The organism is Planococcus sp. APC 3900, from assembly GCF_030407735.1.
In the GTDB taxonomy this organism is placed as follows: domain Bacteria; phylum Bacillota; class Bacilli; order Bacillales_A; family Planococcaceae; genus Planococcus; species Planococcus notacanthi.
In genome coordinates, this window is sequence record NZ_JASDCT010000004.1 from 396195 (window position 1) to 420490 (window position 24296).

Sequence of the window (24296 nt, forward strand, 5' to 3'; positions counted from 1 at the left end):
AGTGGGAGAGCTGACTTTATGAAATATGTAATGGGCGTCGATTTGGGAACAAGCGCTGTAAAGATTTTATTGGTGGACCAGCAAGGGACGGTCGTTGAAACGGTTTCAAAACCATACCCGCTGATCCATGAAAAGAACGGCTACAGCGAACAGGATCCGCAGCATTGGGTGGACCAGACGGCTGCTGGTCTAAAAGAATTGCTGGGCATCTTCGGCGGAAATGCAGAAGATATCGAAGGCATCAGTTTTTCCGGCCAAATGCATGGACTGGTTTTGCTGGACGAGAACAATGAAGTGCTGCGTCCGGCCATCTTGTGGAATGATACGCGGACGACAGCCGAGTGCCAGAAAATTTATGATGTGATTGGACAGGAAAAGCTGCTGGAAATCACGAAAAACCCGGCATTGGAAGGTTTTACTTTACCGAAAATACTGTGGGTTCAGAAACATGAACCGGAAATTTTCAAAAAGGTGAAATCCTTTGTACTGCCGAAAGATTATTTGCGCTATAAATTAACAGGCAAACTCCAAATGGAATTGTCGGATGCAGCCGGTACGCTTTTGCTGGATGTCACTCACAAACAGTGGAGCCAGGAAATCTGTGATTTATTGGAACTGGATTTTTCGATGTGCCCTCCCTTAGTCGAATCGCATGAAGAAGTGGGGACTGTTGTAAGCGAATTTGCTTCAGCTTCCGGATTGTCCGAATCTACTCGCGTTTTTGCTGGTGGTGCCGATAATGCTTGTGGCGCGATTGGAGCGGGAATTTTAGAAGAAGGCAAAACGTTATGCAGCATCGGCACTTCCGGTGTTGTCTTATCTTATGAAGCGCAAGGAGACAAGGATTTTGGCGGCAAAGTCCATTATTTCAATCATGCTGCACCGAATGTATTCTATACAATGGGTGTAACTTTAGCAGCTGGGTATAGCTTAAGCTGGTTCAAAGAAACTTTCGCGCCGGAAGTGTCATTTGATGAGCTGTTGTCTGACATCGACCAAGTACCAGCCGGATCTAATGGATTGGTGTTTACACCGTATCTGGTCGGGGAAAGAACTCCACATGCGGATGCTATGATTCGCGGCAGTTTTATCGGAATGGACGGCTCACATCGCCGGAAAGATTTTGCGCGTGCAGTTCTGGAAGGAATCACGTTTTCGCTGCAAGAGTCCATTTCGATCTTCAGAGAAAACGGCAAAACGATTGATACCATTGTATCCATCGGAGGCGGAGCACAAAATGCAGACTGGCTTCAAATGCAAGCCGACATCTTCGATGCGAAAATTGTTCGCCTAACCAGTGAACAAGGCCCAGGGATGGGGGCAGCAATGCTCGCAGCTTTTGGTTGTTCCTGGTTCCCGATATTGCAGGAATGCGCGGATGCATTTTTGCAGGAAGATAAGCAATATCTCCCGATCGAAGAAAATGTTCTGGCTTATAAAAAGCTGTTTCCAATTTATCAGCAAGTTTATGAAAACACGAAAGATTTGAATAGCAAACTTTTGGAATTTCGCAAGTGACTGCCAAAATAGAACCTCAACTAAACAGTTGAGGTTTTTTGGGTAATAAAACCCCAATCTTAAGAAGAGGTGACTGGAATGAACTATCGCGAACTGGGCAAGACAGGCATGAAAATCAGTGAATTGAGTTTCGGGACTTGGGCAATTGGAGGGTCTTGGGGAAATACCAATGATCAGGAATCTTTAAAAGCATTGGAATACGCCATGGAACAAGGTGTAAATTTCTTTGATACGGCAGATGTCTATGGCGACGGACACAGTGAAGAGTTATTGGGAAAAGCGACTAAAGGGAAACACGAAGAAATCCATATCGCCACTAAGTTTTGCCGGGCTGGAGATATTCATGACCCTAAGACTTACTCGATGGAACAAGTTTCAAAATACACTGAAGCGAGCTTGAAGCGTCTAGGGCGTGAGCAACTTGACCTGCTTCAAATTCATTGCCCGCCAATGGAAATTTTACAGGATGGCAGTGTATTTGAAGTGCTGGATAAACTGAAAGTGCAAGGGAAAATCCGTGCATACGGAGTCAGCGTTGAAACCGTGGAAGAAGGGCTTCTCTGTCTGGAAAATCCGAATGTCAGCAGTCTGCAGGTGATTTTCAATTTATTCCGCCAAAAACCGCTGGAACAACTCTTTCCAAAAGCAATTGAAAAGAATGTCGGCATACTGGCACGTGTTCCTCTTGCCAGCGGATTATTAACTGGTAAATTCAAGGTGGATTCACAGTTTGAAGCTGACGATCACCGAAACTTCAACCGTGACGGCGAGGCGTTCAATGTCGGAGAAACGTTTGCGGGACTTGAGTTTGCTAAAGGCGTAGAATTAAGCGACGAGCTTGCATGGATTGCAGACGGCCGTGGAAACCGGACGCAAGCTGCATTGAAATGGATCTTGCAGCAGGAAGCGGTCACTTCCGTTATTCCGGGATTCCGAAGTGTTGCGCAGGCAGAAGACAACCTGAAGGCATTGGATGCCCGGGAATATACCGCTGAAGAAATCGACCGATTGGCGCAATTCTATAAAGAACGCGTACACCCGGAAATCAGAGGCGTGTACTAATAGTCGAATCTTACCGCTAAAGGGCAGAACAGCCCCTTTAGCGGTTTATTTGAATACCTATACGTTTAAAAGGAGAGAAGGCTATGAAAAAAATTCGATGGGGAGTCGTCAGTACAGCCCAGATTGGAAGAACGCAAGTCATTCCAGCGATTTGCCGCGCTGACAATGCTGAAATCATCGCCATAGCGAGCCGAACCAGCAAAGTGCATGCGATAGCTGAGGAACTGCAAATACCCAAAGCTTACGAAAGTTATGAAGAACTGTTGGATGACCCTGAAATTGATGCGGTTTATATTCCGCTTCCCAACCATCTGCATAAAGAATGGGTGATCCGCTCGGCACAAAAAGGCAAGCACATTCTTTGTGAAAAACCGATCGCATTGTCTGAATTGGAAGCAGATGAAATGTTTGCCGCTTGCAAGGAAGCTGGCGTCAAATTGATGGAAGCCTTCATGTACCAATTGCACCCGCAGCATGCCCGTGCCAAAGAAATCATTGCTTCAGGAGAAATCGGCGAAATCAAATTGATGAAATCCAGCCACTCGTTTTATTTGGAGAATCGTTCAACGGATATCCGGATGGATGCCGCAATGGGAGGGGGCAGCATCTATGACGTCGGATGTTATGCCATACAGGCGATCCGCCATTTGACAGATGCTGAACCAGTGGAAGTACAGGCAGAAGGCGATATTGATCCGTCAACTGGAATCGATTTGACTGGAATTGTGCGCATGAAAATGAGCAACGGCGTCCATGCCTTGTTCGATTGCAGTTTTGATATGGTCAGCAGAAATGACTATGAACTGATTGGTACTGAAGGCAGCCTTAAAGTGCCATTTGCTTTCCGTCCGGATCTCAATGGCCATATCGGCACCGTACTGGTTCATAAAAATGGCGTTAAACGCGAAGAACGAATTTTAGGCGATAGTTACAGGCTGGAAATTGAACAGTTTTCAAATGCGATTTTAACGGATACGGATCCGGCCATCACTGCGGATTCGACATTAAAGAACATGCGGACCATTAATGCCTGCTACCGTTCGTTGGAAACTGGAGAAAAAGTCCATATTGAAGAAACGGAAGAAACCTTCTACTAAAAGAAGGTTTTGTCCGTTCTGATTGAGTTCAGGCGCAGAGCTTTTTAAAAGTCACTGTCCAGCCAGGTTTACGGAACATAAAGTTCCCCTTGCCCTACCACAATAGCGGAACCGCCAATTTTCACTTCTCTGTATTTCTGTTTTTTCTTCACTACCGTAATGTCGATAAAACTCGGCCTCCCCATTTCGATGCCTTGCTCGCTGCGGATTGTGTAGAGCCCTTCTTCCATGTGGCTAACAGCACCATGCTCGACTAGAAATGCGCCGAGAGGTCCTGAGGCGGCACCTGTTGCCGGATCTTCAGAAATGCCCATGGCAGGAGCGAACATCCGGCAGTGCACAGTGGAATTGTCTTCTTCCGTTTCATTAGTAAAGGCGAAGATATGCTGGCGATCGGGATCTCCGCTAAAATGGCGTTCCCATACATCGGTGCGGAAGTTGATTTCCCGCATAGCAGCAAGTGAACGGATAGGGACAAACAGGAAAGGCAACCCAGAAGAAACGGTCTGAATCGGATAACGGAAGTCCAGCTCGCTCTTTGGCAGTGACAGCAGATCCGCGACGAGAGCTTGCCGCGTCAAGGTCTCGCCAAAAACAGGGAGAGGCTGAATCATTTCAATTTTGATGATTTTCTCAGCTTCTTTTTGCACAGTGACGTTGATATCTCCGAAATGCTCTTCGATGGTCCATTCATTGATTCCATCCTGTGTAGGCAGCATTTTCAAATACGCCAGTACATAAGCTGTTCCAATGGTGGGGTGGCCCGCTATCGGCAATTCAACCTGGGGCGTGAAAATTCGGAGACTGACCTGATTTTGCGGTTTTTGGGGCGGACAGATAAAGGCTGTCTCCGATAAATTCAGTTCATTGGCTATTTTTTGCATGGTCTTTGATTTCAATCCTGATCCATCATGGAAAACCGCTAATGGATTTCCACCAAAAGCCTTTGCAGTGAAGACGTCGACTAAAGTATACTTCAAGGTTTGCATAGATACCCTCCTTTGTTAGAATAGTGAGACTTTAGATTTTCTTTGTATCAATTCGCCATTTAAAAGTCCAACACCTTTTATTGCAATCTTTTCAATTTGAGAATACAGTGAATGTAATGAACTGGAAAAGAAAAGAGGAAAACGTGTGAAAAAACAGATTGTGGTTATTGGGCTAGGCCGTTTCGGCAGCAGTGTTTGTAAAGAATTGCACAGCATGGGACATGAAATCATGGCCATCGATACAGATCCAGAGAAAGTCGATACTTTAAGAGATTATGCGTCTTTTACCGTCATTGCAGATGCAACGGACAAAAATCAGCTGAACTCTTTGGGAGTCCGCAACTTTGAGCATGCCATTGTTGCAATTGGAGACAACCTCCAGGCCAGTGTTTTGTGCACATTGATGTTGAAGGAACTCGGATTGCCCAAGGTCTGGGTGAAAGCTCGCGATCTCCAGCATGAAAAAATCCTTCACAAAGTCGGGGCTGACCGTGTTATTCAACCAGAAAAGGAAATGGGAATACGTGTCGCCCATCATGTAGACTCGGAAAGCATTGTGGATTATATCGATCTTTCACATGATTACAGCATCATCGAGCTGGTCGCCTCTAAAAAAATGGCCAATAAAAACTTAGTGGACTTGAACATCCGCAAAGAATTCAATTGCATTGTATTGGCAATCAAAAAACAGGAAGAAGTCAATATCGCACCGGCGATTGATGAAGTGATTGAACAAAGTGATGTTTTGATTGTCATGGGGCATAAAGACGATTTGAAACGCCTGGAAGACAAAGCTTAAGAATGCTTAAGCAGAATAGGCGGGAAATGGGGACTGAGATTGAAAATCCGAATTGAGTGGACCTATAAGGTTCCTAAAAGCCGGGAAGCGGTTTTTGTTTCTGAAGAAATGGCGGCAGCTGAAGCATTGGTGATAGCAGAGGATTTGGAGCGTACCGGACGTGTCAAAAATCTTCATTTTTCCGATCAGTTCGACAGCAGCTGGACCGTTAAGGAACTCAAGGCTTATTTGAAGGGGATTGAAACCGAACCGCATAATATCACTGTCTATTTTGATGGAGGATATGAGCGGACAACCCGGACTGCAGGTCTTGGCTGTGCGATTTATTACGAGCAGAACAGCAAAGCGTATCGCTTGCGGACCAATGCCAAACTGGATGGGCTGACATCGAATAATGAATCGGAATACGCTGCCCTCCATTTCTGTTTGCAGGAGCTCGAATACCTGGAAGTCCATCATTTGCCCGTCCGTTTTATGGGAGATTCACGCATCGTCATCAATGGACTGACAAATGAATGGCCTACAATTGAAGAACAGCTGATTCCTTGGGCCAATCGAATTGAAGAAAAAATAACGAAGTTGGGTATACAAGCCGAATACGAGTTAATTCCGCGTAAAGAAAATGCAGAGGCTGACAAATTAGCCACACAGGCTTTACATGGCGTAACGATTGCGGCAACCAGTGAAGTTATCCGGTAAGGCATCTCATACGGTCTGCAGAACCAGAGCATATAGCTCTGGTTCTTTTTAAATTCTTCTTCAATAAATTAGGGTAAGTGCTCCAGGTTTGTATAGTTTACTGCGCCTATTTAATTAAATATCTAAATAGTCAGTTTATTGCTTGCGGAATGATTGTGTATAGGTTATAAATGAGTTGTACAATAATTGTGCAAAAACTATACACATGAAGGAGAGGAAGAAATGAAGAAGATTCTGGTTTCATTCTCAGTCGCAATGGCCCTCGTATTTTCGCTTCTCGCTGCTGGAGTTATGGCAGATAGTCATACTGCTAAAGTACGGGTGCTCCATGCTTCACCGGATGCTCCTGCTGTCGATGTTTACGTCAACGGAGATTTAACGCTTGAAGAGGTACCGTTTAAAACAGATTCAGGTTATTTGGAAGTACCAGCCGGTACACATGATGTAGAAGTTTTTGCTAGTGGAACAGAATATGCAGCAGGCGAAGGGGTATTGCAGGCGGATCTTGCAGTAGAAGCCGGCAAAGCGTATACCGTTGCTGCAGCAAACTTATTGGAATCGATTGAATTTGTTGTTGCAGAAGACTCGATGGAAGTCACTGAAGGAAAAACAAAAGTCCGTGTTGGCCATTTGTCACCGGATGCACCGGCAGTTGATGTCGGCTTGATCGGTGGAGACGCTTTATTCAGTGGAGCAGAATTCCCTGGAATTACGGATTATGCAGAATTGGATGCCGGTACTTATGATTTGGAAATCCGTTTGCCGGACGGAACACAAGTATTGCCGTTGGAAGGCACTGAATTAGCCGCAGATACTGTCTACAGTGTTTTTGCAGTAAACACAGTGGATTCGTTGGAAGTCATCGCGTTGGTTGATTATGAAGCTGCGGGATCTCCTGATGGGATGCCAACTACTGGACTTGGAACACCTGACCAGTCACAATCCATGTGGTTGTTAATCGGTGGAGCACTCGTTCTTTTTGGAACAAGTACCCTTGTTTGGAAAAGACGGTTTCAATAAGCAGCTGATGGCACTCCTGCTTCTTTTCTTATTGGCGGGGTGCCAACAGCCTGTTGATGAAGTGAGTATCCGTTCAGAAAATGTGGGCTTTACACTGGATGAACCGGCTGCCGTCACTATTCAACAGCCGGCTCCTCTCAGCAATCCCATCAACGGATTAAAACGTACAGGTATTCAACCCGACACTCTGAAAATTCCTGCAATTGATGTGGAAGCACAAGTCCAGCATCTTGGAATGACAAAAACAGGTGAAATGGCAGTTCCGGACAATATCGAAGACGTCAGTTGGTTTTCTCCAGGCTACCAGCCAGGCCAAAACGGCCGCGCTGTTATTGCCGGACATGTGGATGGTGTCGAAGGGCCCGCAATTTTCTGGGACCTTTCCGAGCTCCAATTAGGGGACGAGGTATTGGTGCAGGATGAAGACCGAACCTTGACTTTTAAGGTTCACACAATGGAATCCGTACCGTTGGACTTGGCGGATGTTTCGGCAGTCTTCGGTTATACATCATCTCCGGAACTGGTTCTGATCACTTGTTCAGGCACCTACGATTTTGACCGGGGGACACGGGAAGAGCGTTTGATCGTTTATGCCAGCCTTATAGAAAATGAATAGAAAAGATGCTCCGCTTTCCTGGTTAGGGAAAGCGGAGCATCTTTACATTAAAATGGGTTTTCCAGTTTAAAGATGGAATCCGTTTCTGCTCTTGATGTCTGGTAAAACAGGATGTGAATCAGCTGGTCTGCCATCTCTTGAGGAGTGAACTTGAAATCGCCATTCACCCATTCAATGATCAAGCCGAAAAGGGCGTAGGCATTATAGCTGCTTAGCAAGCTCGGATCAATATCAGGATTCGGCAGGGGGGTGAGCAGGTCTTTCTGGACTAGTTCCTTCAATACCTGGCATATCCGGTTTTGAAATCCGGGAAGAACATTGGAGTTGATGATGATGGTATAGAAACGGGAATAGCGTTCGACATGATCAAAAATTTTGATCGAAGAGGAGGAAAGTTTGCCAACTTTGAAGTCTTTTATTTTTGCGTACGGTTCGCGGTAGGAATGGATCAGGTCGATTAAGACATCGTCAATCAATTCATTCAGAAGTTCTTCCTGTGTCTGGTAATGCTTATAGAAAGTTCCGCGATTCAGATTAGCGGACTGGACAATTTCTGTAATGGTGATGCTTTTGAATTCTTTTTCATCCATTAAGAAAATCAATGCTTCTTTCAAAGCAGATTTTGACTTGTCGATTCTTCGGTCTTTTTTCATCGAGCATGACCTCACTTTCGTCATTTGTTTTGCAATACTGCACAAAATCAAACGCGGATGTTCGTTAATCAACATTTAGAGGTTGATTTGCTGATTGCTAACTAAATTATAGGACAATATACTGTGACTGTATAGGTGAGGACATCTGTTCATGCCAGAAAATAATCGATGAAAAGAGGAACTGAAAAATGAAACTTGAAGGAAAAGTAGCTATCGTAACAGGAGCAGCATCCGGTATGGGGAAAGCAATTGCAGAACTTTACGCGAAAGAAGGCGCAAAAGTAATCGTTTCCGATATTAACGAAGAAGGTGCACAAACAGTAGTTGCCGGCATCAAAGAAAATGGTGGTACTGCAGTATCGGTGAAAACCAATGTAGGAGATCTTCATGAAATCGAAGCGATGATCGACTTGGCAGTAAGCGAATATGGAACTTTGGATATTCTCGTAAACAATGCAGGCATCATGGATAATTTTGAGCCTGCTGGAGAAATTGAAGATGAAAAATGGGAACGGATTTTTTCTATCAATACAACGAGTGTCATGCGTGCAACACGTAAAGCATTGCCAATTTTCCTTGAGAAAAATAAAGGCATCATCATTAATGTCGCTTCAGCAGGCGGATTGTATGGCGCTCGTGCAGGCGCTGCTTACACAGCTTCTAAGCATGCTGTTGTCGGCTTTACGAAAAACACTGGTTTCATGTATGCAAATGAAGGAATCCGTTGTAACGCCATCGCACCAGGCGGCGTAGAAACCAACATCAGCTCATCGATGACTTCCATCAGCGAAATGGGAATGGGACGCATAAGAAATGGATTGGCTTTAAACCCACGCAACGGAAAATCCGAAGAAATCGCAAAAGTAGCTTTGTTCTTGGCTTCTGATGATTCAAGTTTCGTCAATGGTACAGTAATTACGGCTGATGCCGGATGGACGGCTTACTAATCAATAGAAACCACTCAGCCCGCTGCATGAAAATGCAGCGGGTATTTTTATTGCATGCATGATGGCTGTTGTGCAATATGTGTTTAAGGTGGGGGCGTTTAGGCTATAATGAGGTGGAAGTGAAACAAGAAAGAACGGCTGGAACCACCAATTCACTGAAAGGGCGTGCGTTTGATGAAAGTGGCAATTATTGGAGCAAACGGAAAAGTGGGCAGCAAGTTAGGGAGGATTTTGGCAGAAAACGGCGATGAGCCTATCGGGTTCATCCGTAAGGCAGAGCAGGCGAAGCAATTGGAAGCACAAGGGATTCAAACGGTAATAGCTGATTTGATCGAGACGGATATTGAGGAGTTTACTCGTCTGCTGAAAGCATGCGACGCTGTAGTGTTCACTGCAGGTGCCGGTGGGGCAGGAGACGAGCTGACCACTGCTATTGATGGGGAAGGCTTAGTGAAAGTCGCCAAGGCTGCTGAAATGGCAGATGTCCGCCGGTTTTTACTCGTATCGGCATTTCCAGACGCAGGACGGGGAAAAGACATGCCGGCTAGTTTTGAACATTATATGAAAATCAAACGCCAGTCGGAAGTCGATTTAGTGAAAACAGCTTTGGATTGGACGATTTTGCGGCCGGGCACTTTAACGGATGATGCTGGGAACGGAAAAGTGAATCTAGGCTATACATTGATGTATGACACGATTGCCCGTGAGGATGTGGCCGCAGTATTGGTGGAATTGCTCAATTACCCGGAAACAGCTGGGCAGATTCTGGAAGTGGTGCAAGGTGACGAGCCGATTGCATCTGCTGTAAAAATAAAAGCAGGCAAATAAATAGGAGGAGGCAGCCGGTCTAAGCGAAATGGCTGCAACCTTTTGGCTAACAGAGCGTTCTAGTAGATTCAGGACTTATTTTATTATAGAAAGCAGGATTAATGGACATGGATTGGTTTGATTTGCTTAAGGCATTAATTTTAGGGTTTGTAGAAGGCATGACAGAATTTGCACCGGTTTCTTCTACGGGTCACTTGATCATCGTTGATGATATGTGGTTAAAATCGCAGGAATTTCTAGGGAAATACCCTGCTAATACATTTAAGATTGTCATCCAGCTGGGGTCGATTCTGGCGGTTGTCGTAGTATTTTGGAAACGATTGTTTAGTTTGGTCGGACTTTATAAAATTGAAGGGCAGCAGGCAAGCTCAAGCTTTAATCTCCTGCATGTCATCATTGGAATGTTGCCGGCAGTGGTTTTTGGATTTGCTTTCAAGGACTTGATAGATGACCATTTGTTTGGTGTAGAGACCGTTATCTATGCATTGGTGGCCGGAGCAATCTTAATGATCGTTGCAGATAAGTTCGGACCTAAAAAACCGACCGTCAACTCGTTGGATGAAATTACATATTTTCAGGCGTTGAAGATCGGCCTCGTGCAATGCCTTTCCCTATGGCCTGGATTTTCACGCTCAGGTGCAACCATTTCAGGTGGGGTGCTCTTCGGCTTGAACCACCGGGTTGCAGCTGATTTTACCTTTATTATGGCGGTTCCGATCATGTTCGGAGCGAGTCTCGTCTCGGTATTGAAGAACTGGGATACCTTGTCAATGGACTATCTATCTTTCTACATTGTGGGATTCGTATCCGCCTTTGTGTTTGCATTGATCTCCATCCGATTCTTCCTGAAACTGATCTCACGCATCAAGCTGATGCCGTTTGCCATATACAGACTAGTATTGGCAGCTGTGCTGGCAATTATTGTTTTCCTATAATCAGTAAAAGGAGCTTCCATTGGAGGCTCCTTTTGCATTACACGAATTTATTGTTTTTAATGAGTTCAAGTGCGATATCCGCTTTTTTAAGATCATGTTCAATTTGCTCATCGACATTATAGGCATGGTACATTTCATTTTTGATCATGTATTGGGCAATTTTATCATGTGTATCGATGGCGGTATCCAATTCGCGGCGCAATAATTTTTTCACTTCGGGAGTTGCGGTTTCCGTGATGGCAACGGCAAGATTTCGCACAGCTGCTTTTGCTGTTATCAGGAAATCTGTGGCAATGGCCATATCATCAAGCATCGATCCGGGAATCGCTAAATTATCCTTTTTGGCTTTTTTCTTTATCGCGCTATTCTTATCCGTTGCTTTCTTTGTTTTGGTGTCATTTTTCTTTGCCATGAGATCCATCCTTCCACATTGAATGCTGTCTGTTATTTCTCTGAATCGGCCAATAGTTTGCGGAAATCTTTAATGGCTTTTTTGGATAGTTCCAAATCTTCTTCCAGAATCGCTTTTAATTCCGGATCTTTTACAAGTCCACTGAATACTTTATTTTTAGCCACACAGGCTGTTTTAAAGGTCAATACTTCATGGACTTCCAGTTTTTCGTGCATTGCCAATTGCTTCGCCATGTTTTTCCTCCTCCATAAATGGATAATGGTAAATGCTAATTACCCTTTACCCGTTTACTCATTTTTAAATCATCAGAAGCCGTCTTGTGAAACCGGAGCTTTTGACATGATCTATTCGAGAAAGTTGTCTACAACTGCAAGAAACAACTGGGCTTGTTCTACATTTGGGCCATGCCCGGATCGCTTAAATTCCATAAAAGTGGCATCAGGTATGGCGACCGCTGTTTCACGCCCTTTTTCGGGCGGATTCAACCCGTCAAATTTCCCGCTGATGACTAAGGTTTCAGCAGTAATTTGAGAAAGCTGATTGCGGAAGTCGAATTCCTTCAACGCTTCAGAAGCGGTGATCTGCTCCTGCATCGTCAGTTGGCGGCTTTGTTCAGCTGTTTTGCTGAGCCACTCATCAATCAGCGGTTGGTTATGGTAAATGTAACTGGAGGAAGCAGCGAATTTCTCCAACATGCTCAATCCTTCGAAAATCTCCTTGTGGCGTTCAAAAAGCTCAGCCATGGATGATTGCCTTCCGTGGGATTTTGTGGCGACCAGTATCAGTTTACTTACTTTTTCTGCATATTTGATAGCTAACCCCTGTGCGATATAGCTGCCCATCGAAACCCCTAAAACGTCAACAGTCTCCAGTTTTAAATAAGACATGAGGGCGTAGGCATCTTCTATATGATCTTGTAATGTATAAGAGTCTTGGCGGCTCGAATTTCCATGGCCACGCGAATCCATTGCTATGATGCGTTGCTTATCTTTGAAAAATTCAATTTCACGGTAAAACATCGCAGAGTTGCTGGTCAATCCATGCAGCAGCAAAAGCGGCCGTCCTTCACCAATATCTTCATAATATAATTCAATCCCCTTACGTGTGAATGTAGGCATAAATAATCCTCTTTTCCTCAAACAGTTTGAACTTCTCTTGTAACGTTATACCCTGTACTGAAAGAAATTAACTTTAGGGAAAAATAAAAAGCACAACAAAGAGTTGTGCTAAAAATTTTCGGGGGTTCAGTAACAGTTCGTTGACATGAACGCTTTTTATTCAATTGGACTGTGTCCTGGAATTTTGCCATTTCTCGATAAAGCTGAAGATGGCGGCAAGCAATAGGAACATGCTGACAGTCGTGTACCAGGGGAATTCCGAGATGGCTTGGCCGAAAGCCGTGTAAAGTATGGCTGGGGCGATCAGCCCTAAAGCAGAGATTGCCATATATTCTTTCCGAGATTTGGTCATTTCAATCAAATACAAGGACAGCAAGTGAAAGTGAACAAACGGCATGATGCGCAAAATCATGACTTGCGCGACCGACAAAGTGCGGTCAGGAAAAATCTTCTCTTTCAGCCGTGACATTTTCCCGCGGAATTTCGGGAATTTATTGACCAGCAGGTAAGAGATCCAGCTCATTAATGTCAATCCGATAAAGGATAAGAAAGCGCCTTCGAGAAAACCGAAAAGGTAGCCGCCTGCAATACACACAGCAATAACCGGCAAAAACAACAAGGGACGCAATAAATGCAAGAGAATAAAGAGAAACGGTGCCAGCCAGCCGACATTGTCCATAAATACTTCGAGGGATTGATCGAATTGCTCCATACGGTTCCGACCTCTCTAAATGTGATTACTAATAAGGAAGGATAAGCCAAAAAGACTTTAAAAGCAAGGAGTATGACAGACATCTCTTGAATTTTGGGTTTATGCTTTAAACAGACGGGGAAAGAGAAGAAGTGGCTTTATTTGAAAATAAGGAAATAGCTTGAATGAGAGCGATTAGAAACGCGCTATTAAAAATGAAAGGAAGAGATGATGAATAGAAGTTTAAAGATTGCAAGTGCTTTTATCGGTATTGTAGTAGGAGCAGGTTTTGCTTCCGGGCAGGAAATCCTTCAGTACTTCACAAGCTTTGGTTATTGGGGATTGGCCGCAGTTTTGGTTGCCGGAGCCCTGTTCGGTTATATAGGAATGATTTTGACGCGCCTTGGCAGCCGGATGAATACAAAATCCCATGAAGATGTAATCTATGCCATAAGCGGAAAAACACTTGGAAAAGTGATTGATTATACCTTGATTCTTACCTTATTCGGAATCCTTGTTGTGATGATAGCCGGAGCAGGTTCGATTTTCTCCCAGCAATTTGGTCTCGCACCAGCATTTGGCCGAAGCATTATGATCACCCTCGTTGTTCTCACCATCATGCTGAATGTCAAAAAAGTTATTACAATCATCAGCAGCATCACCCCATTTTTGGTCTTATTGGTCGTTGGAATTACCATCTACAGTTTGTTTACTATGAATTCAAGTTTTGCCGAGCTTGAACCGGTTGCCAGAGAACAATTGTCTTCAACACCTCATTGGCTGCTATCTGCCATCAACTACGTTGCATTAGCCATCGCGCTTGGCGCTCCCATGGCCTTGGTAATGGGCGGGGCAGAGAAAGACGAAAAAGTAGCGGCACGCGGCGGCTTGCTCGGCGGACTTGGCTTTGGAGCTTTGCTGCTGCTGAGTTATTACGCGATTTTCTCAAAAGTCGATGTGATCGGCAGTTCGGACTTGCCGATGCTGGCGCTGGCAGATACTATTTCACCGATTTTAGGGATCGTTATGGCAATTGTCATATTCGCGATGATCTACAATACGGCCGTTAGTTTATTGCTGTCATTTTCAGCTCGTTTCATGAAGATGGGCACAGGTCGTTTCCGTCTATTTGTCATCATTACAGGAGCTGCCGCATTTTTGTTGAGCTTTCTCGGATTTACCGCACTTGTCAACTGGTTCTATCCGGTCGTCGGCTACTTGGGCTTATTGTTAGTGGGAGCCCTGATAGTCGCAAATATCCGCGAAGTCGGAAAGAAGTAAGTTTCTAAACCAGCTGCTCGGCTATGGAGGCAGCTGGTTTTTATTGTGCTCGCCATCAGAAGAGATGATGAAAAACCCCCTGATAGTATGGTATATTCAAGCTAACCGGCAGTAGTGAAACTGCCTGAAAAGAGGGGTTCTATGAAAATACTGGTGATTGGTGCAGGGGCCATGGGTTGTTTGTTTGCTGGCCGCTTGAAAGCACAACAAGCCGACGTTCTTCTATATAATAGGTACAACACGCATGTGGAGCAGATCAATCAAAGCGGATTGGTGATTGTCGAGCGCGACGACAAGGAAACAACCATACCCTTAAAAGTTGTACAAGCTGTTGCCAAAGAAGATGGCTATGATGTTGTCTTGGTGCTGGTGAAAGCACATGCCAATAAAGCCGTATTAGAACCTATGAGAGAGTCCTTTTCTCCGGATGCCTTGTTTATTACGATGCAAAACGGCCTTGGAAATCTGGAAACGATCAAAGAACTTTTCCCGAATAATCCATCGGCGGCAGGGACGATGGGCTGTGGTGCCAGTGTTGAAAGTGACGGACGAATCCTTCATCGGGGCTGGGGGAAAAACTACATCGGCCCGGTTGAAGAGACGGCTGCACAGGAAAAGCTGTTGGACTTTATTGCCTTGCTGAATCGTTCAGGGCTGCAGACAGATGTAGCAGAAGATGTCCAAACCGTCATCTGGAATAAATTATTCGTAAACCTTGCTTATAATTCGCTGACCGCATTGACACGGTTGCGAAACGGTGACATCCTCAATACCGATGAAGGACAGGACTTGTTGCGGAATGTCGTGAGAGAAGCGGCACAAGTAGCGGAAAGGATAGGCGTTACGGTGGATGCAGAACAAACTATCGCCAATTGCCTGCGGATGGGCAGGGAAGATATTGGCGCCAATAAATCGTCGATGCTGATGGACGTCCTGCATAAACGGAAAACGGAAATCGATGCCATCAACGGAGCTGTAGCAAAACTAGGCAAGCGGCATGGCGTTGAAACGCCTTACAATGATTTGATAACAGGAATCATAAAAGTCATTGAAGCGAATTATGATCTTCAAGTCGACTAACTGCCAACAAATTCTGCTATACTTAAGGGATATTGTCCTGCACAAAAGGGCAGATAAGGACGGGATGAATTGAATCGATTAACTGCAACAGGTGATTATCTTTATACGTATGCCTACACAAATGATGAAGAAGCTTTATGCCAATTGGAAATGCGGTCTTTTTTCGGAAAAGACACGACTGAAAAAATCATCAAAAGCGGAGTGGCCATCAATCCCAGCCGAAGCCCGTTCATTAAAGAACGCATCGAATTGTTTTTTGAAGCCGATAGTCTTCAGGCGATCATTGAAAAATCCACGGAAATAGACATGAGCGAAACGACGTTCAAAGTGATTTTTCTAAAGATCAATGGATTGTCTGAACAGGACCAAGTCGATTATTCAGGGAAACGGGATGTTGAACGGCAGATCGGTTCGGCTATTACAGGAGAGGCGGATGTTCACAATCCGGATGTGACATTCGGTTTGATTCCTTTTGAAGGGCGTTGGTATTTCGGGCGTTATCTTCAAAGTGAACCGATTTGGTTTAAGCATATGAAAAAGCCAAGGGAATATTCAACGGCACTCAGTACACGGGTTGCCAGGGCTGTGGCAAATATTGCAGTGCCGGAACCGAAAGGCGTTAAAGCGATCGATCCATGCTGCGGCATCGGCACGGTTTTGGTGGAGGCATTATCGATGGGCATTGACATTGTTGGTCGTGACATCAATCCGCTGGTGGTTGAAGGATCACGTGAAAATATCGCTCATTTCGGTTTGTCAGGCGACGTCAATCTCGGTCCGATCGCGGAAGTCGAAGAGCGGTACGATGTAGCTATCATCGATATGCCCTATAATTTATACACACATGCAACCCCTGCAGACCAATTGGCGATCTTGAAAGATGCCCATCCGTTTACGGAGAAACTGCTGGTCGTCACGATTGAGACGATGGACCATATGGTGGAAGCGGCTGGATTTGTGGTCACAGACCGCTGCATCGCAAAAAAAGGGATGTTCCTGCGTGAAATTCTGGTCTGCCAGAAAGCAGTTTAACGGAATGAAGGCAACGCCGCGATTTGCGGCGTTTTTTTGTTGACTGAATGGTGATGGAATCAGCTGTTATATGCATTGGACTGTATTTAAGCTTAAACGGACTGTATTTCAGGCCCGATGGATCGTATTTGGTATCGAATCGATTGTATTTCATCCTGAATGGATCGTATTCTGTAAATCATCCAAAAATAAAGGAGATTCGAATGGAAAATTGAATACGTTAACAGTAACTTAATCAAAAAGGAGCTGCAAACAATGAAATCCACCAAAACGACTTTTCCAATCACCAAAGTTCGGGAACAATTCCCGGCTTTGTCCAGAACGTATAAAGGGAGACCCGTAGCTTATTTTGATGGCCCAGGAGGATCACAGGTCGTCAAGTCAGCAATCGAGGCAATTGCCGGCTATATGGAAAGAGGGGGCGGCAATCTTCATGGTACATTCCCATCCAGCTGGGAAACCGAGGAAATCATTTCAGAGGCAAGGTCGGCGGTCGCTGATTTTCTCAATGTCCAAGCAAAGGAAGTGGCCTTCGGTGCCAACATGACGACTTTGACGATTGCCATTGCCAATGCACTCGGCAAAAAATTCAAAGCGGGTGACGAAATCGTCGTCACCGAAATGGATCACCGTGCCAATGTAGATCCGTGGATTATGATGGCAGAAGACCGCGGATTAACCGTTCGTTGGGTCAAAGTCGATACCGAAACAAAAACCTTGGACCTGACGGACTTGGATAATTTGATTAATGAAAAAACGAAAGTTATTGCGGTCGGAATGGCTTCCAACGCCATTGGCACGGTCGTCGATCTCCAGCCTTTCGCTGAACGGGCGAAAAAAGTCGGTGCCTTGATGGTAGCGGATGCTGTACATGCGGCTCCGCATCTGCCGATTGACCGGGACCAGCAGGCGATTGATATCTTATTGTGCTCCGCCTATAAGTTCTTCGGTCCGCATATCGGCATTGCAGCCATCAAAGAAGAAGTTTTCGAGGACCTCGAACCTTCTAAACTGACTACTTCGCCGAGCTATTATCCGGACAAATTGGAAACCGGTACGCAAAACCACGAAGGCATCGCAGGTATCCGTCCGGCCATTGAATTTTTTGCAGGATTCGGTGAAGGTGAAACCCGCAGAGAACGAATCTTAAGTGGAATGGAGCACATTGAAGCTTATGAAAATCGGTTGGCGAATCAGTTGAGGCACGGATTGGCAGCGATTCAAGGGGTGACGGTCACCCAAGCGGGAGCCGATGTGCCAAAAACACCGACAGTCGCTTTCCAGGTAACCGGCATTGAACCTGGAGAAGTTTGCAGGAAGTTAGCTGAAGAGTACAGTATTTTTGTTGCGTCCGGCCATTTTTATGCCTCGACTTTGGGGGATGTACTGGGCGTCCATGACAGCGGCGGTTGGGTACGGGCTGGACTTGCACCTTACAGTACAGAAGAGGAAGTGGAGCGGTTGATTACTGGAGTTGAAGAACTAGTCAAACTGTAGTATGAATAGTCGACCTTTTTCTTTTTGCCTCAATTGGTGGTATACTGGTGGGAACTTGTTCCGTCAACGGAGAGCATTACACCATTTCCCGCAAAGGGAGATGAACAAAGGAGAATGAAATTTTTGAAACAACCGAACAAAAACACACCGAATTTACCACCGAATTACGACGAATTGAAAAAAGCGGCGAACCGGACAGCCAACTGGAAAGAGCGTTTGGCTGCGGTTGAAGAGCTTGGCAACTGGAAAAGCGATCCAACGATCGACCTTTTGACACATCGCATGAACCATGACCCTGTCTATCAGGTGCAAGAAGCAGCTTATGCGAAATTAAAAGGCTTCGGCGAAAATGTCCATATGCCGGAACGAAAGAAATTTGATTTGATCAAAGATACTTCCAAAGTGCTTGTACGCATCAAAAAAAGCTTGCCTGCAGACCACAGCTATGAAGACTTCAAAGTGAAACTGCAAAAAATGCGTGTGGATATCTACGACACGTATAAAGGCGATAAAGGCGAAGATTTCGAAAAATGGTTGGAAGACCAGTGGAAATCTGCACCAACTAAATAAACAATAAAAAACCGGAGGCCTCAAGGGCCTCCGGTTTTTTCTATCGATATTTTTGGATGATCGGCCGTAAGCGGTAGCCAAATAATCCAGCGAGTACTGCCAGTATCAAATCTTTTGGAAGCGGCACGGCCATCCAGGCCCAAGCCAGTTGATACGTGAAGCCTTCAGGAGCAGCAAACCAGAGCTTATAGGCTGCATACATCCAATTGGTGCCAAATAAATAATTGATGGCTGTTCCGGTCAGCGCCGCAATAATGAAGCCTTTTTTGGAAGGCCATTTCTCCACAATCAATCCGACAACAAAAGCGGCGAAAATATAAGAAAGAATAAAGCCGAATGTCGGGCTGATCAAGGTATCCATGCCGCCTGAGAATTTTGCGAAGACGGGAACGCCGGCAAGGCCGATAAATGCATACACAATCATAGAGATGGCACCAATCCGGCTGCCGAGCAAAATACCTGCCAAAATGGCAAAGAAAGTTTGAAGCGTAATCGGAACGCCGCCAATAACTAAGAATGAAGCGATATTTGCGCCAATAGCCATCAAGGCTGCGAACATGGCGATATGTACCAATTGCAAAGTACGGGAATGGTTGGCTGATCGGACTGTTGTGGTTGTCATCAATTTGCCTCCTGCTATTTATTATAAATTGAGTATAATCAGATAAAATATTTAAGTCAACCTATTTTTTATTTTAGTTAACACAAATCAAACACAAAAAAAGCTGACCCCTTGAGGTCAGCTTTTATTTATTACATTAAAATCCAGGTTTGTTCAATAGTTTGAAGATGTTGTTCTTGTAATCTTCTACTCCTGGCTGATCGAACGGGTTGATATCGAGCAGATAGGCACTGTAGGCACATGCCAGCATATAGAAATACAGCAAGTGGCCTAGGTGATATTCGTTGATTTTAGGAATCGTCAGACTGAGTTGAGGGACGCCGCCGTCCAAATGTGCGCTTGATGTGCCTTTGTAGGCTACATGATTGAATTCCTGCAAGGAAAGTCCAGCCATATAATTCAATTCGTCATCATCATTTTCAGCTTCAAAAATTGTGAGGTCTTCATTTGCTTCCTGGACCAGCAGGAAAGTTTCAAACAAATTGCGTTTGCCATCTTGGATGTACTGTCCCATAGAATGAAGATCTGTTGTAAAGGAGACGGAGGCAGGGAAAATCCCTTTGCCTTCTTTGCCTTCACTTTCACCGAACAATTGCTTCCACCATTCCTGAACGAAAGAAAGTTTTGGTTCGAAAGTTGCCATCACTTCAGTGGTATAGCCTTCCACGTAAAGCTGGTGACGGATGGCTGCGTATTGCAGTGCAGGATTTTCATCCGCATCCGTGTTGTTGTACAGTTCTTCAGCATTGGCAGCTCCTGCGATCAACTCGCGGATGGAATAGCCAGCCGCCGCAATCGGCACCAATCCGACAGCGGTGAAAACAGAATAGCGGCCGCCCACATCTGCAGGTACCACAAAACGTTCATAGCCATTTTCTTCAGCAAGTGTCAGCAATGCGCCTTTTTCCGCATCAGTTGTGACGATGATCCGTTCAGCTGCTTCCTGGCCGTAACGTTTTTCCATATAATCCTTCAGGAAACGGAACGCAATAGCGGGCTCTGTCGTTTTTCCTGACTTGGAAATGACATTCACCATGACGCGTTTGCCTTCAAGATGTGCAAGCAATTGTTTTAAGTATTCACCGCTGACCTGATGTCCCGCAAATACGACGTCCAGCCCCGATTCCTTCTTGAAATAAGGATCCAAAGCTGATAACACGGCTTTGGCGCCGAGGTACGAACCGCCGATGCCGATAACAACGAGTACATCCGCATTGTCACGGATTTGGGCAGCTGTTTTCTCGACTTTTGCCAAGAATTCCTCATCGAGTGTACTTGGCCAATCCAGCCAGCCAAGGAAATCTGAACCTTTTCCTTCTTTCTTATAAAGGTTTTCATGAATCTGTTTTAATTGCGCTCTTTTTTCAAGTGTCAGTACAGAGCCGATAGACTCTGAAAATGTAACTTTAACCATATTCACCCTCCTGTCTTTTGTTAATCAGTTTACCATATTAAAACCGGAAATAGCGGAAGTTTTATGCTATGAAAAGCGCGTTCAAAGATCTCTTTAAGAAAAATCGACTGCCCAGTACTCAGATGGATTGGCAAATAATCTGCTTTTTCTTCTTCCACTTTTGAATTAAAGCTTTTATTCTTTCACCTTGCTGTTGTTTATTGGTAAAATAAAGAAAACAACTGGGGGTTATTGTATGGCGAAGAAATTTTCAATCATCCTGGCGTTAGCTGTCCTGCTTTTTTTGGCTGGTTGCCAGCAGCAGGCGACACCTGAAGACAGGCTGAAGGAATACATAGAGCATTGGAACAATGGAGAGTTTTCGGAGATGTACACCGCTTATTTAAATAGCGGTACGAAAGAAGCCTATGCTTCAGAAGATTTTGTCGAACGGCAGCAAAAGCTTTATGAAGATCTGGCAATTGAGAATGTTGAAGTGACTTATACAAAACCGGATGAGGATGCAAAATGGGATACGGAAAAACCAGCAGACTTTCCTGTGCAAGTGAAGATGGATACACTGGCAGGGCCGGTTGAATTTGAGAAGTCGATGACATTGTTATTTGAAACGAAAGAAGAAACTGAAGATTGGTTTGTTGAATGGGATCCGTCCTTTATCTTTGAGCAGTTGGAAAAAGGAGATGAGGTTCAAGTATCTACAACAAAATCGGTGCGCGGAGAAATACTGGACCGCAACAAGCAGCCGATTGCCATCAACGGAACCGGCTTTAATATCGGGGTGGTTCCTGAGAACTTTACGGAAGCCTCTGCCAAAGAAGACCTGGCAAATGTACTAGGGGTTTCGGTGGCTTCTATCGATGAGAAACTGGGGCAAAGCTGGGTTCAGGACAATCAGTTTGTTCCGATTTCGAAAGCAGCTAAAAACGATACGGAGTTATTGGAAAAAGCTACAGCGATTCCAGGCGCCACTTATCAGGAAACCGCGATGCGTGAATACCCATACGGGGAAGCTCTCGGCCATTTAAGTGGTTACATTGGACCTATCACTGCTGAAAAGTTAGAGGAATTGAAAGAGCAAGGGTATACAGATACTGACTCGATCGGCAGAAGAGGCCTCGAGCAAATCTTGGAAGAGCGTCTTCATGGGGCCAACGGCGTAAAAATCGTCATTGCCAAGCAAGGGGAGAACGGGGAAGAGGTGACGGTCGCTGAAACGCCGGCTGAAAACGGGGAAACAATCATCTTGACGATTGATGCCGAACTCCAGAAATCGACCTATGAGTCGATGAAAGGGGAAGCAGGCACCAGTGCAGCGGTCAATCCGGAAACGGGAGAAACGCTTGTATTGGTCAGCTCACCGGCTTATGATCCGAACGAATACATGTTGGGCATCAGTGAAAGCCGCTTCAAGGAATTGAGCGAAGATCCCTTGAATCCGCTTTTCAACCGTTTTGGAGCAGCATATGCCCCAGGTTCGACCATCAAACCCGTGACAGCCGCTATCGGCATGGAAGCGGGGGCGCTTGATCCGGCGCAAGGTCTGCAGATTGACGGAGCAACCTGGCAAAAAGATGGTTCTTGGGGAGATTACCGGGTATCCCGACTGCATCCGGAAGCACCGAATCCCATCGATTTGAATAAAGCATTGGTGTATTCGGACAATATCTATTTTGCCCGCCAAGCGCTCGAAATGGGCAATGAAACATTTGTAGCAGGTTTGAAGAACTTCGGGTTTGGTGAGGAAATTCCCTTTGCCCTGGAATTGCAGCCTTCACAGATTTCCAATGAAGGCACTTTAGGATCTGAAGGCCAACTGGCCGATACTTCTTTCGGCCAAGGACAGATGCTGACGAATATTCTTCATCTGGCTACGATGTATCAGCCCTTCCTGACAGACGGCATCATGTATAAGCCGCTGCTGTATATGGAAGAGGAGAAAGGGCAGGTATGGAAAGAGGGAGTGCTGAGTGCAGAAAATGCTGCGATACTGCGCAAAGGGATGCGTAATGTTGTAGTGGACGGCTACGCCCAGTCAGCCAATAGTTCTTCTGTTAAAATTGCCGGTAAAACCGGTACTGCTGAATTGAAAGGTGCAATCGGAGAAGAAGGTCAGGAAAACGGCTTTTTCGTTGCGTATGATTCCGATCAGCCGGACTTTATTCTCGCAATGATGATTGAATCTATTGAAGACAATGGCGGAAGTGATTATGTCGCCGGATTTGCAGCGAAAGTCTTTGAAGAGTATAAGCAGAATCGATAACCGCAGCAGCTACCCTTTCTTCAGGTAGCTGTTTTTATTTTACGAAGCAAAGTATTTGGAATTATCCGATAAATAAAAGGGTTAATTGCAGGAATTCCCATATGAATATTGAATAGAAAAGGTAAAGGAATTGCTGCGGAATTACGGACCATATTCGTTAGGGGGGATTGGGTGGAATACAGACATTTAGGGGAAACGGGAATGAAGGTTTCAGCGATAAGTTTGGGCACCATGGCTTTTGGGCGTTGGATAGATGAACAGGCTTCATTTGAAATCATGGACGTAGCGATGGATCGAGGAATCAATGTAATCGATACCGCCAATTTTTACGGCAAGGGACAGGATGAACCGTTTAAATATGGGACAGGAGAATGCGAAGAAATCGTCGGCAAGTACTTGAAAGGAAAACGGAATCAGACAATTCTAGCCACAAAAGTCGGGTTGCCGATGGGCCAAAGCCCGAACCAACAAGGGCTTTCAAAGCTTCATATCATGCAGCAGGCAGAAGAGTCGTTGAGGCGTCTACAAACCGATTGGATTGATTTGTACCAAGTGCACCGCTTTGATGAAACGACTCCATTGGAAGAAACCTTGTCTGCGATGACGGATTTGGTTAGACAGGGCAAAGTCCGCTATATCGGCTGTTCGAATTTTGCTGCCTGGCAAATGGCGAAAGCAAAAGGAATCAGTGATTTTCATGGTCTCGAGCATTTCGTTTCGAGCCAGTCCGAATATAATTTATTATCGCGCGAATTGGAAAGAGAGGTAGTTCCTTATTGCGCAGCTGAGAAAACGGGTCTGCTGGTCTACAGCCCTATGGCACGCGGCATGCTGTCCGGAAAATATAAAGCAAAAGGCGATATGCCTGAAGGCAGCCGTGCAGCAAAAGGAGAAGATCTTATTCAGCGTTATTTTACGGAAGCTAATTTTGAACGGGTAGCTGCCTATAAAGAATTGGCAGCTGAGCAGAATTGTCAATTGTCTCAGTTTGCATTGGCATGGACGCTGAACCAGCCGGCAGTTACTTCTGCAATCGTAGGTGCAAGCAAGTCGCATCATGTCTCAGAGGCGGCGGACATCAGTGGTTGGAAATGGCCGGAAAATTTGAAAGCACAAGTGGCAAAAGTAAATTAGAAGCTGATCAGGAAAAATGAAC

25 protein-coding genes are annotated in these 24296 nt (G+C 45.2%); 17 read left to right on the plus strand and 8 right to left on the minus strand.

Going from position 1 to position 24296, the window contains the following annotated elements:
- Window positions 1-18: 18 nt before the first annotated feature.
- From xylB to QMA04_RS10925, 3 genes are all read left to right on the plus strand, one after another.
- Window positions 19-1518: a xylulokinase gene (gene xylB, locus QMA04_RS10915; protein WP_290185740.1), complete on the plus strand. Its 1500-nt coding sequence runs from the start codon at window positions 19-21 to the stop codon at window positions 1516-1518.
- 78 nt (window positions 1519-1596) lie between these two features.
- Entirely contained in the window at window positions 1597-2580 is a 984-nt protein-coding gene (locus tag QMA04_RS10920) for an aldo/keto reductase (protein ID WP_290185742.1), read from the plus strand.
- A gap of 83 nt (window positions 2581-2663) precedes the next feature.
- Window positions 2664-3677 carry a Gfo/Idh/MocA family protein gene (locus QMA04_RS10925; protein WP_290185744.1) on the plus strand — a complete coding sequence of 338 codons (1014 nt, stop codon included), beginning with the start codon at window positions 2664-2666 and terminating at the stop codon, window positions 3675-3677.
- A gap of 68 nt (window positions 3678-3745) precedes the next feature.
- Here the strand turns inward: QMA04_RS10925 and QMA04_RS10930 are convergent, their stop codons facing one another.
- Window positions 3746-4666, minus strand: a complete 921-nt coding sequence (locus tag QMA04_RS10930; protein WP_290185745.1) for a PhzF family phenazine biosynthesis protein — start codon at window positions 4664-4666, stop codon at window positions 3746-3748.
- Window positions 4667-4811: 145 nt separating this feature from the next.
- Here QMA04_RS10930 and QMA04_RS10935 point away from each other — a divergent pair, with 145 nt between their 5' ends.
- The 4 genes from QMA04_RS10935 to QMA04_RS10950 all read left to right on the plus strand — a co-directional run bounded on the left by QMA04_RS10935 (window position 4812) and on the right by QMA04_RS10950 (window position 7800).
- Entirely contained in the window at window positions 4812-5465 is a 654-nt protein-coding gene (locus tag QMA04_RS10935; RefSeq protein ID WP_191716115.1) for a potassium channel family protein, read from the plus strand.
- A 39-nt stretch (window positions 5466-5504) separates the two neighbouring features.
- The gene (locus QMA04_RS10940) at window positions 5505-6164 is read left to right on the plus strand and encodes a reverse transcriptase-like protein (RefSeq protein ID WP_191716114.1); all 660 of its coding nucleotides are present in this window, start codon (window positions 5505-5507) and stop codon (window positions 6162-6164) included.
- A 222-nt stretch (window positions 6165-6386) separates the two neighbouring features.
- The gene (locus QMA04_RS10945; RefSeq protein WP_191716113.1) at window positions 6387-7184 is read left to right on the plus strand and encodes a DUF4397 domain-containing protein; all 798 of its coding nucleotides are present in this window, start codon (window positions 6387-6389) and stop codon (window positions 7182-7184) included.
- The gene (locus tag QMA04_RS10950; protein ID WP_225218572.1) at window positions 7144-7800 is read left to right on the plus strand and encodes a class F sortase; all 657 of its coding nucleotides are present in this window, start codon (window positions 7144-7146) and stop codon (window positions 7798-7800) included. Before QMA04_RS10945 ends, QMA04_RS10950 begins: the two co-directional genes overlap by 41 nt.
- A 47-nt stretch (window positions 7801-7847) precedes the next feature.
- Here QMA04_RS10950 and QMA04_RS10955 read toward each other — a convergent pair whose 3' ends face one another.
- A complete protein-coding gene (locus tag QMA04_RS10955) occupies window positions 7848-8453 on the minus strand; it encodes a TetR/AcrR family transcriptional regulator (RefSeq protein WP_203340795.1) in 606 nt (201 codons plus the stop codon).
- Window positions 8454-8641: 188 nt separating this feature from the next.
- On the opposite strand from QMA04_RS10955, the gene QMA04_RS10960 reads away from it, so the two are divergent.
- The 3 genes from QMA04_RS10960 to QMA04_RS10970 all read left to right on the plus strand — a co-directional run bounded on the left by QMA04_RS10960 (window position 8642) and on the right by QMA04_RS10970 (window position 11163).
- Window positions 8642-9400: an SDR family oxidoreductase gene (locus QMA04_RS10960; RefSeq protein ID WP_290185747.1), complete on the plus strand. Its 759-nt coding sequence runs from the start codon at window positions 8642-8644 to the stop codon at window positions 9398-9400.
- Between the two features lie 174 nt (window positions 9401-9574).
- Window positions 9575-10228, plus strand: coding sequence for an SDR family oxidoreductase (locus tag QMA04_RS10965; protein WP_225218571.1), 654 nt, complete (start codon window positions 9575-9577; stop codon window positions 10226-10228).
- A gap of 107 nt (window positions 10229-10335) precedes the next feature.
- Window positions 10336-11163, plus strand: coding sequence for an undecaprenyl-diphosphate phosphatase (locus tag QMA04_RS10970; RefSeq protein WP_191716109.1), 828 nt, complete (start codon window positions 10336-10338; stop codon window positions 11161-11163).
- Between the two features lie 37 nt (window positions 11164-11200).
- Here the strand turns inward: QMA04_RS10970 and QMA04_RS10975 are convergent, their stop codons facing one another.
- The 4 genes from QMA04_RS10975 to QMA04_RS10990 all read right to left on the minus strand — a co-directional run bounded on the left by QMA04_RS10975 (window position 11201) and on the right by QMA04_RS10990 (window position 13405).
- Window positions 11201-11476, minus strand: a complete 276-nt coding sequence (locus tag QMA04_RS10975) for a spore coat protein (protein WP_191716450.1) — start codon at window positions 11474-11476, stop codon at window positions 11201-11203.
- 131 nt (window positions 11477-11607) lie between these two features.
- Complete coding sequence (locus tag QMA04_RS10980) at window positions 11608-11808, minus strand: YvdQ family spore coat protein (protein WP_191716108.1); 201 nt, start codon at window positions 11806-11808, stop codon at window positions 11608-11610.
- 111 nt (window positions 11809-11919) lie between these two features.
- On the minus strand, window positions 11920-12693 hold the full coding sequence (locus tag QMA04_RS10985) for an alpha/beta fold hydrolase (protein WP_191716107.1): 774 nt from the start codon (window positions 12691-12693) through the stop codon (window positions 11920-11922).
- Window positions 12694-12853: 160 nt separating this feature from the next.
- Window positions 12854-13405, minus strand: coding sequence for a TVP38/TMEM64 family protein (locus tag QMA04_RS10990; RefSeq protein WP_191716106.1), 552 nt, complete (start codon window positions 13403-13405; stop codon window positions 12854-12856).
- Between the two features lie 210 nt (window positions 13406-13615).
- Between QMA04_RS10990 and QMA04_RS10995 the strand changes: the two genes are divergently transcribed.
- The 5 genes from QMA04_RS10995 to QMA04_RS11015 all read left to right on the plus strand — a co-directional run bounded on the left by QMA04_RS10995 (window position 13616) and on the right by QMA04_RS11015 (window position 18844).
- Window positions 13616-14665, plus strand: coding sequence for a YkvI family membrane protein (locus QMA04_RS10995; RefSeq protein ID WP_290185752.1), 1050 nt, complete (start codon window positions 13616-13618; stop codon window positions 14663-14665).
- Window positions 14666-14806: 141 nt separating this feature from the next.
- The gene (locus QMA04_RS11000) at window positions 14807-15745 is read left to right on the plus strand and encodes a ketopantoate reductase family protein (protein ID WP_290185754.1); all 939 of its coding nucleotides are present in this window, start codon (window positions 14807-14809) and stop codon (window positions 15743-15745) included.
- 69 nt (window positions 15746-15814) lie between these two features.
- Entirely contained in the window at window positions 15815-16777 is a 963-nt protein-coding gene (locus QMA04_RS11005; RefSeq protein WP_290185756.1) for a TRM11 family SAM-dependent methyltransferase, read from the plus strand.
- 255 nt (window positions 16778-17032) lie between these two features.
- On the plus strand, window positions 17033-18274 hold the full coding sequence (locus QMA04_RS11010; protein WP_290185758.1) for a cysteine desulfurase-like protein: 1242 nt from the start codon (window positions 17033-17035) through the stop codon (window positions 18272-18274).
- Window positions 18275-18397: 123 nt separating this feature from the next.
- The gene (locus tag QMA04_RS11015; protein WP_290185759.1) at window positions 18398-18844 is read left to right on the plus strand and encodes a HEAT repeat domain-containing protein; all 447 of its coding nucleotides are present in this window, start codon (window positions 18398-18400) and stop codon (window positions 18842-18844) included.
- 40 nt (window positions 18845-18884) lie between these two features.
- On the opposite strand, the gene QMA04_RS11020 is transcribed toward QMA04_RS11015, so the two are convergent.
- Window positions 18885-19466, minus strand: a complete 582-nt coding sequence (locus tag QMA04_RS11020) for a biotin transporter BioY (RefSeq protein ID WP_290185760.1) — start codon at window positions 19464-19466, stop codon at window positions 18885-18887.
- A 136-nt stretch (window positions 19467-19602) separates the two neighbouring features.
- Entirely contained in the window at window positions 19603-20880 is a 1278-nt protein-coding gene (locus QMA04_RS11025) for a glucose-6-phosphate isomerase (RefSeq protein ID WP_290185761.1), read from the minus strand.
- Between the two features lie 235 nt (window positions 20881-21115).
- On the opposite strand from QMA04_RS11025, the gene QMA04_RS11030 reads away from it, so the two are divergent.
- Together QMA04_RS11030 and QMA04_RS11035 are read left to right on the plus strand one after the other, a co-directional pair.
- The gene (locus QMA04_RS11030) at window positions 21116-23140 is read left to right on the plus strand and encodes a penicillin-binding transpeptidase domain-containing protein (protein ID WP_290185762.1); all 2025 of its coding nucleotides are present in this window, start codon (window positions 21116-21118) and stop codon (window positions 23138-23140) included.
- A gap of 171 nt (window positions 23141-23311) precedes the next feature.
- Entirely contained in the window at window positions 23312-24274 is a 963-nt protein-coding gene (locus tag QMA04_RS11035) for an aldo/keto reductase (RefSeq protein WP_290185763.1), read from the plus strand.
- Window positions 24275-24296: the final 22 nt, after the last annotated feature.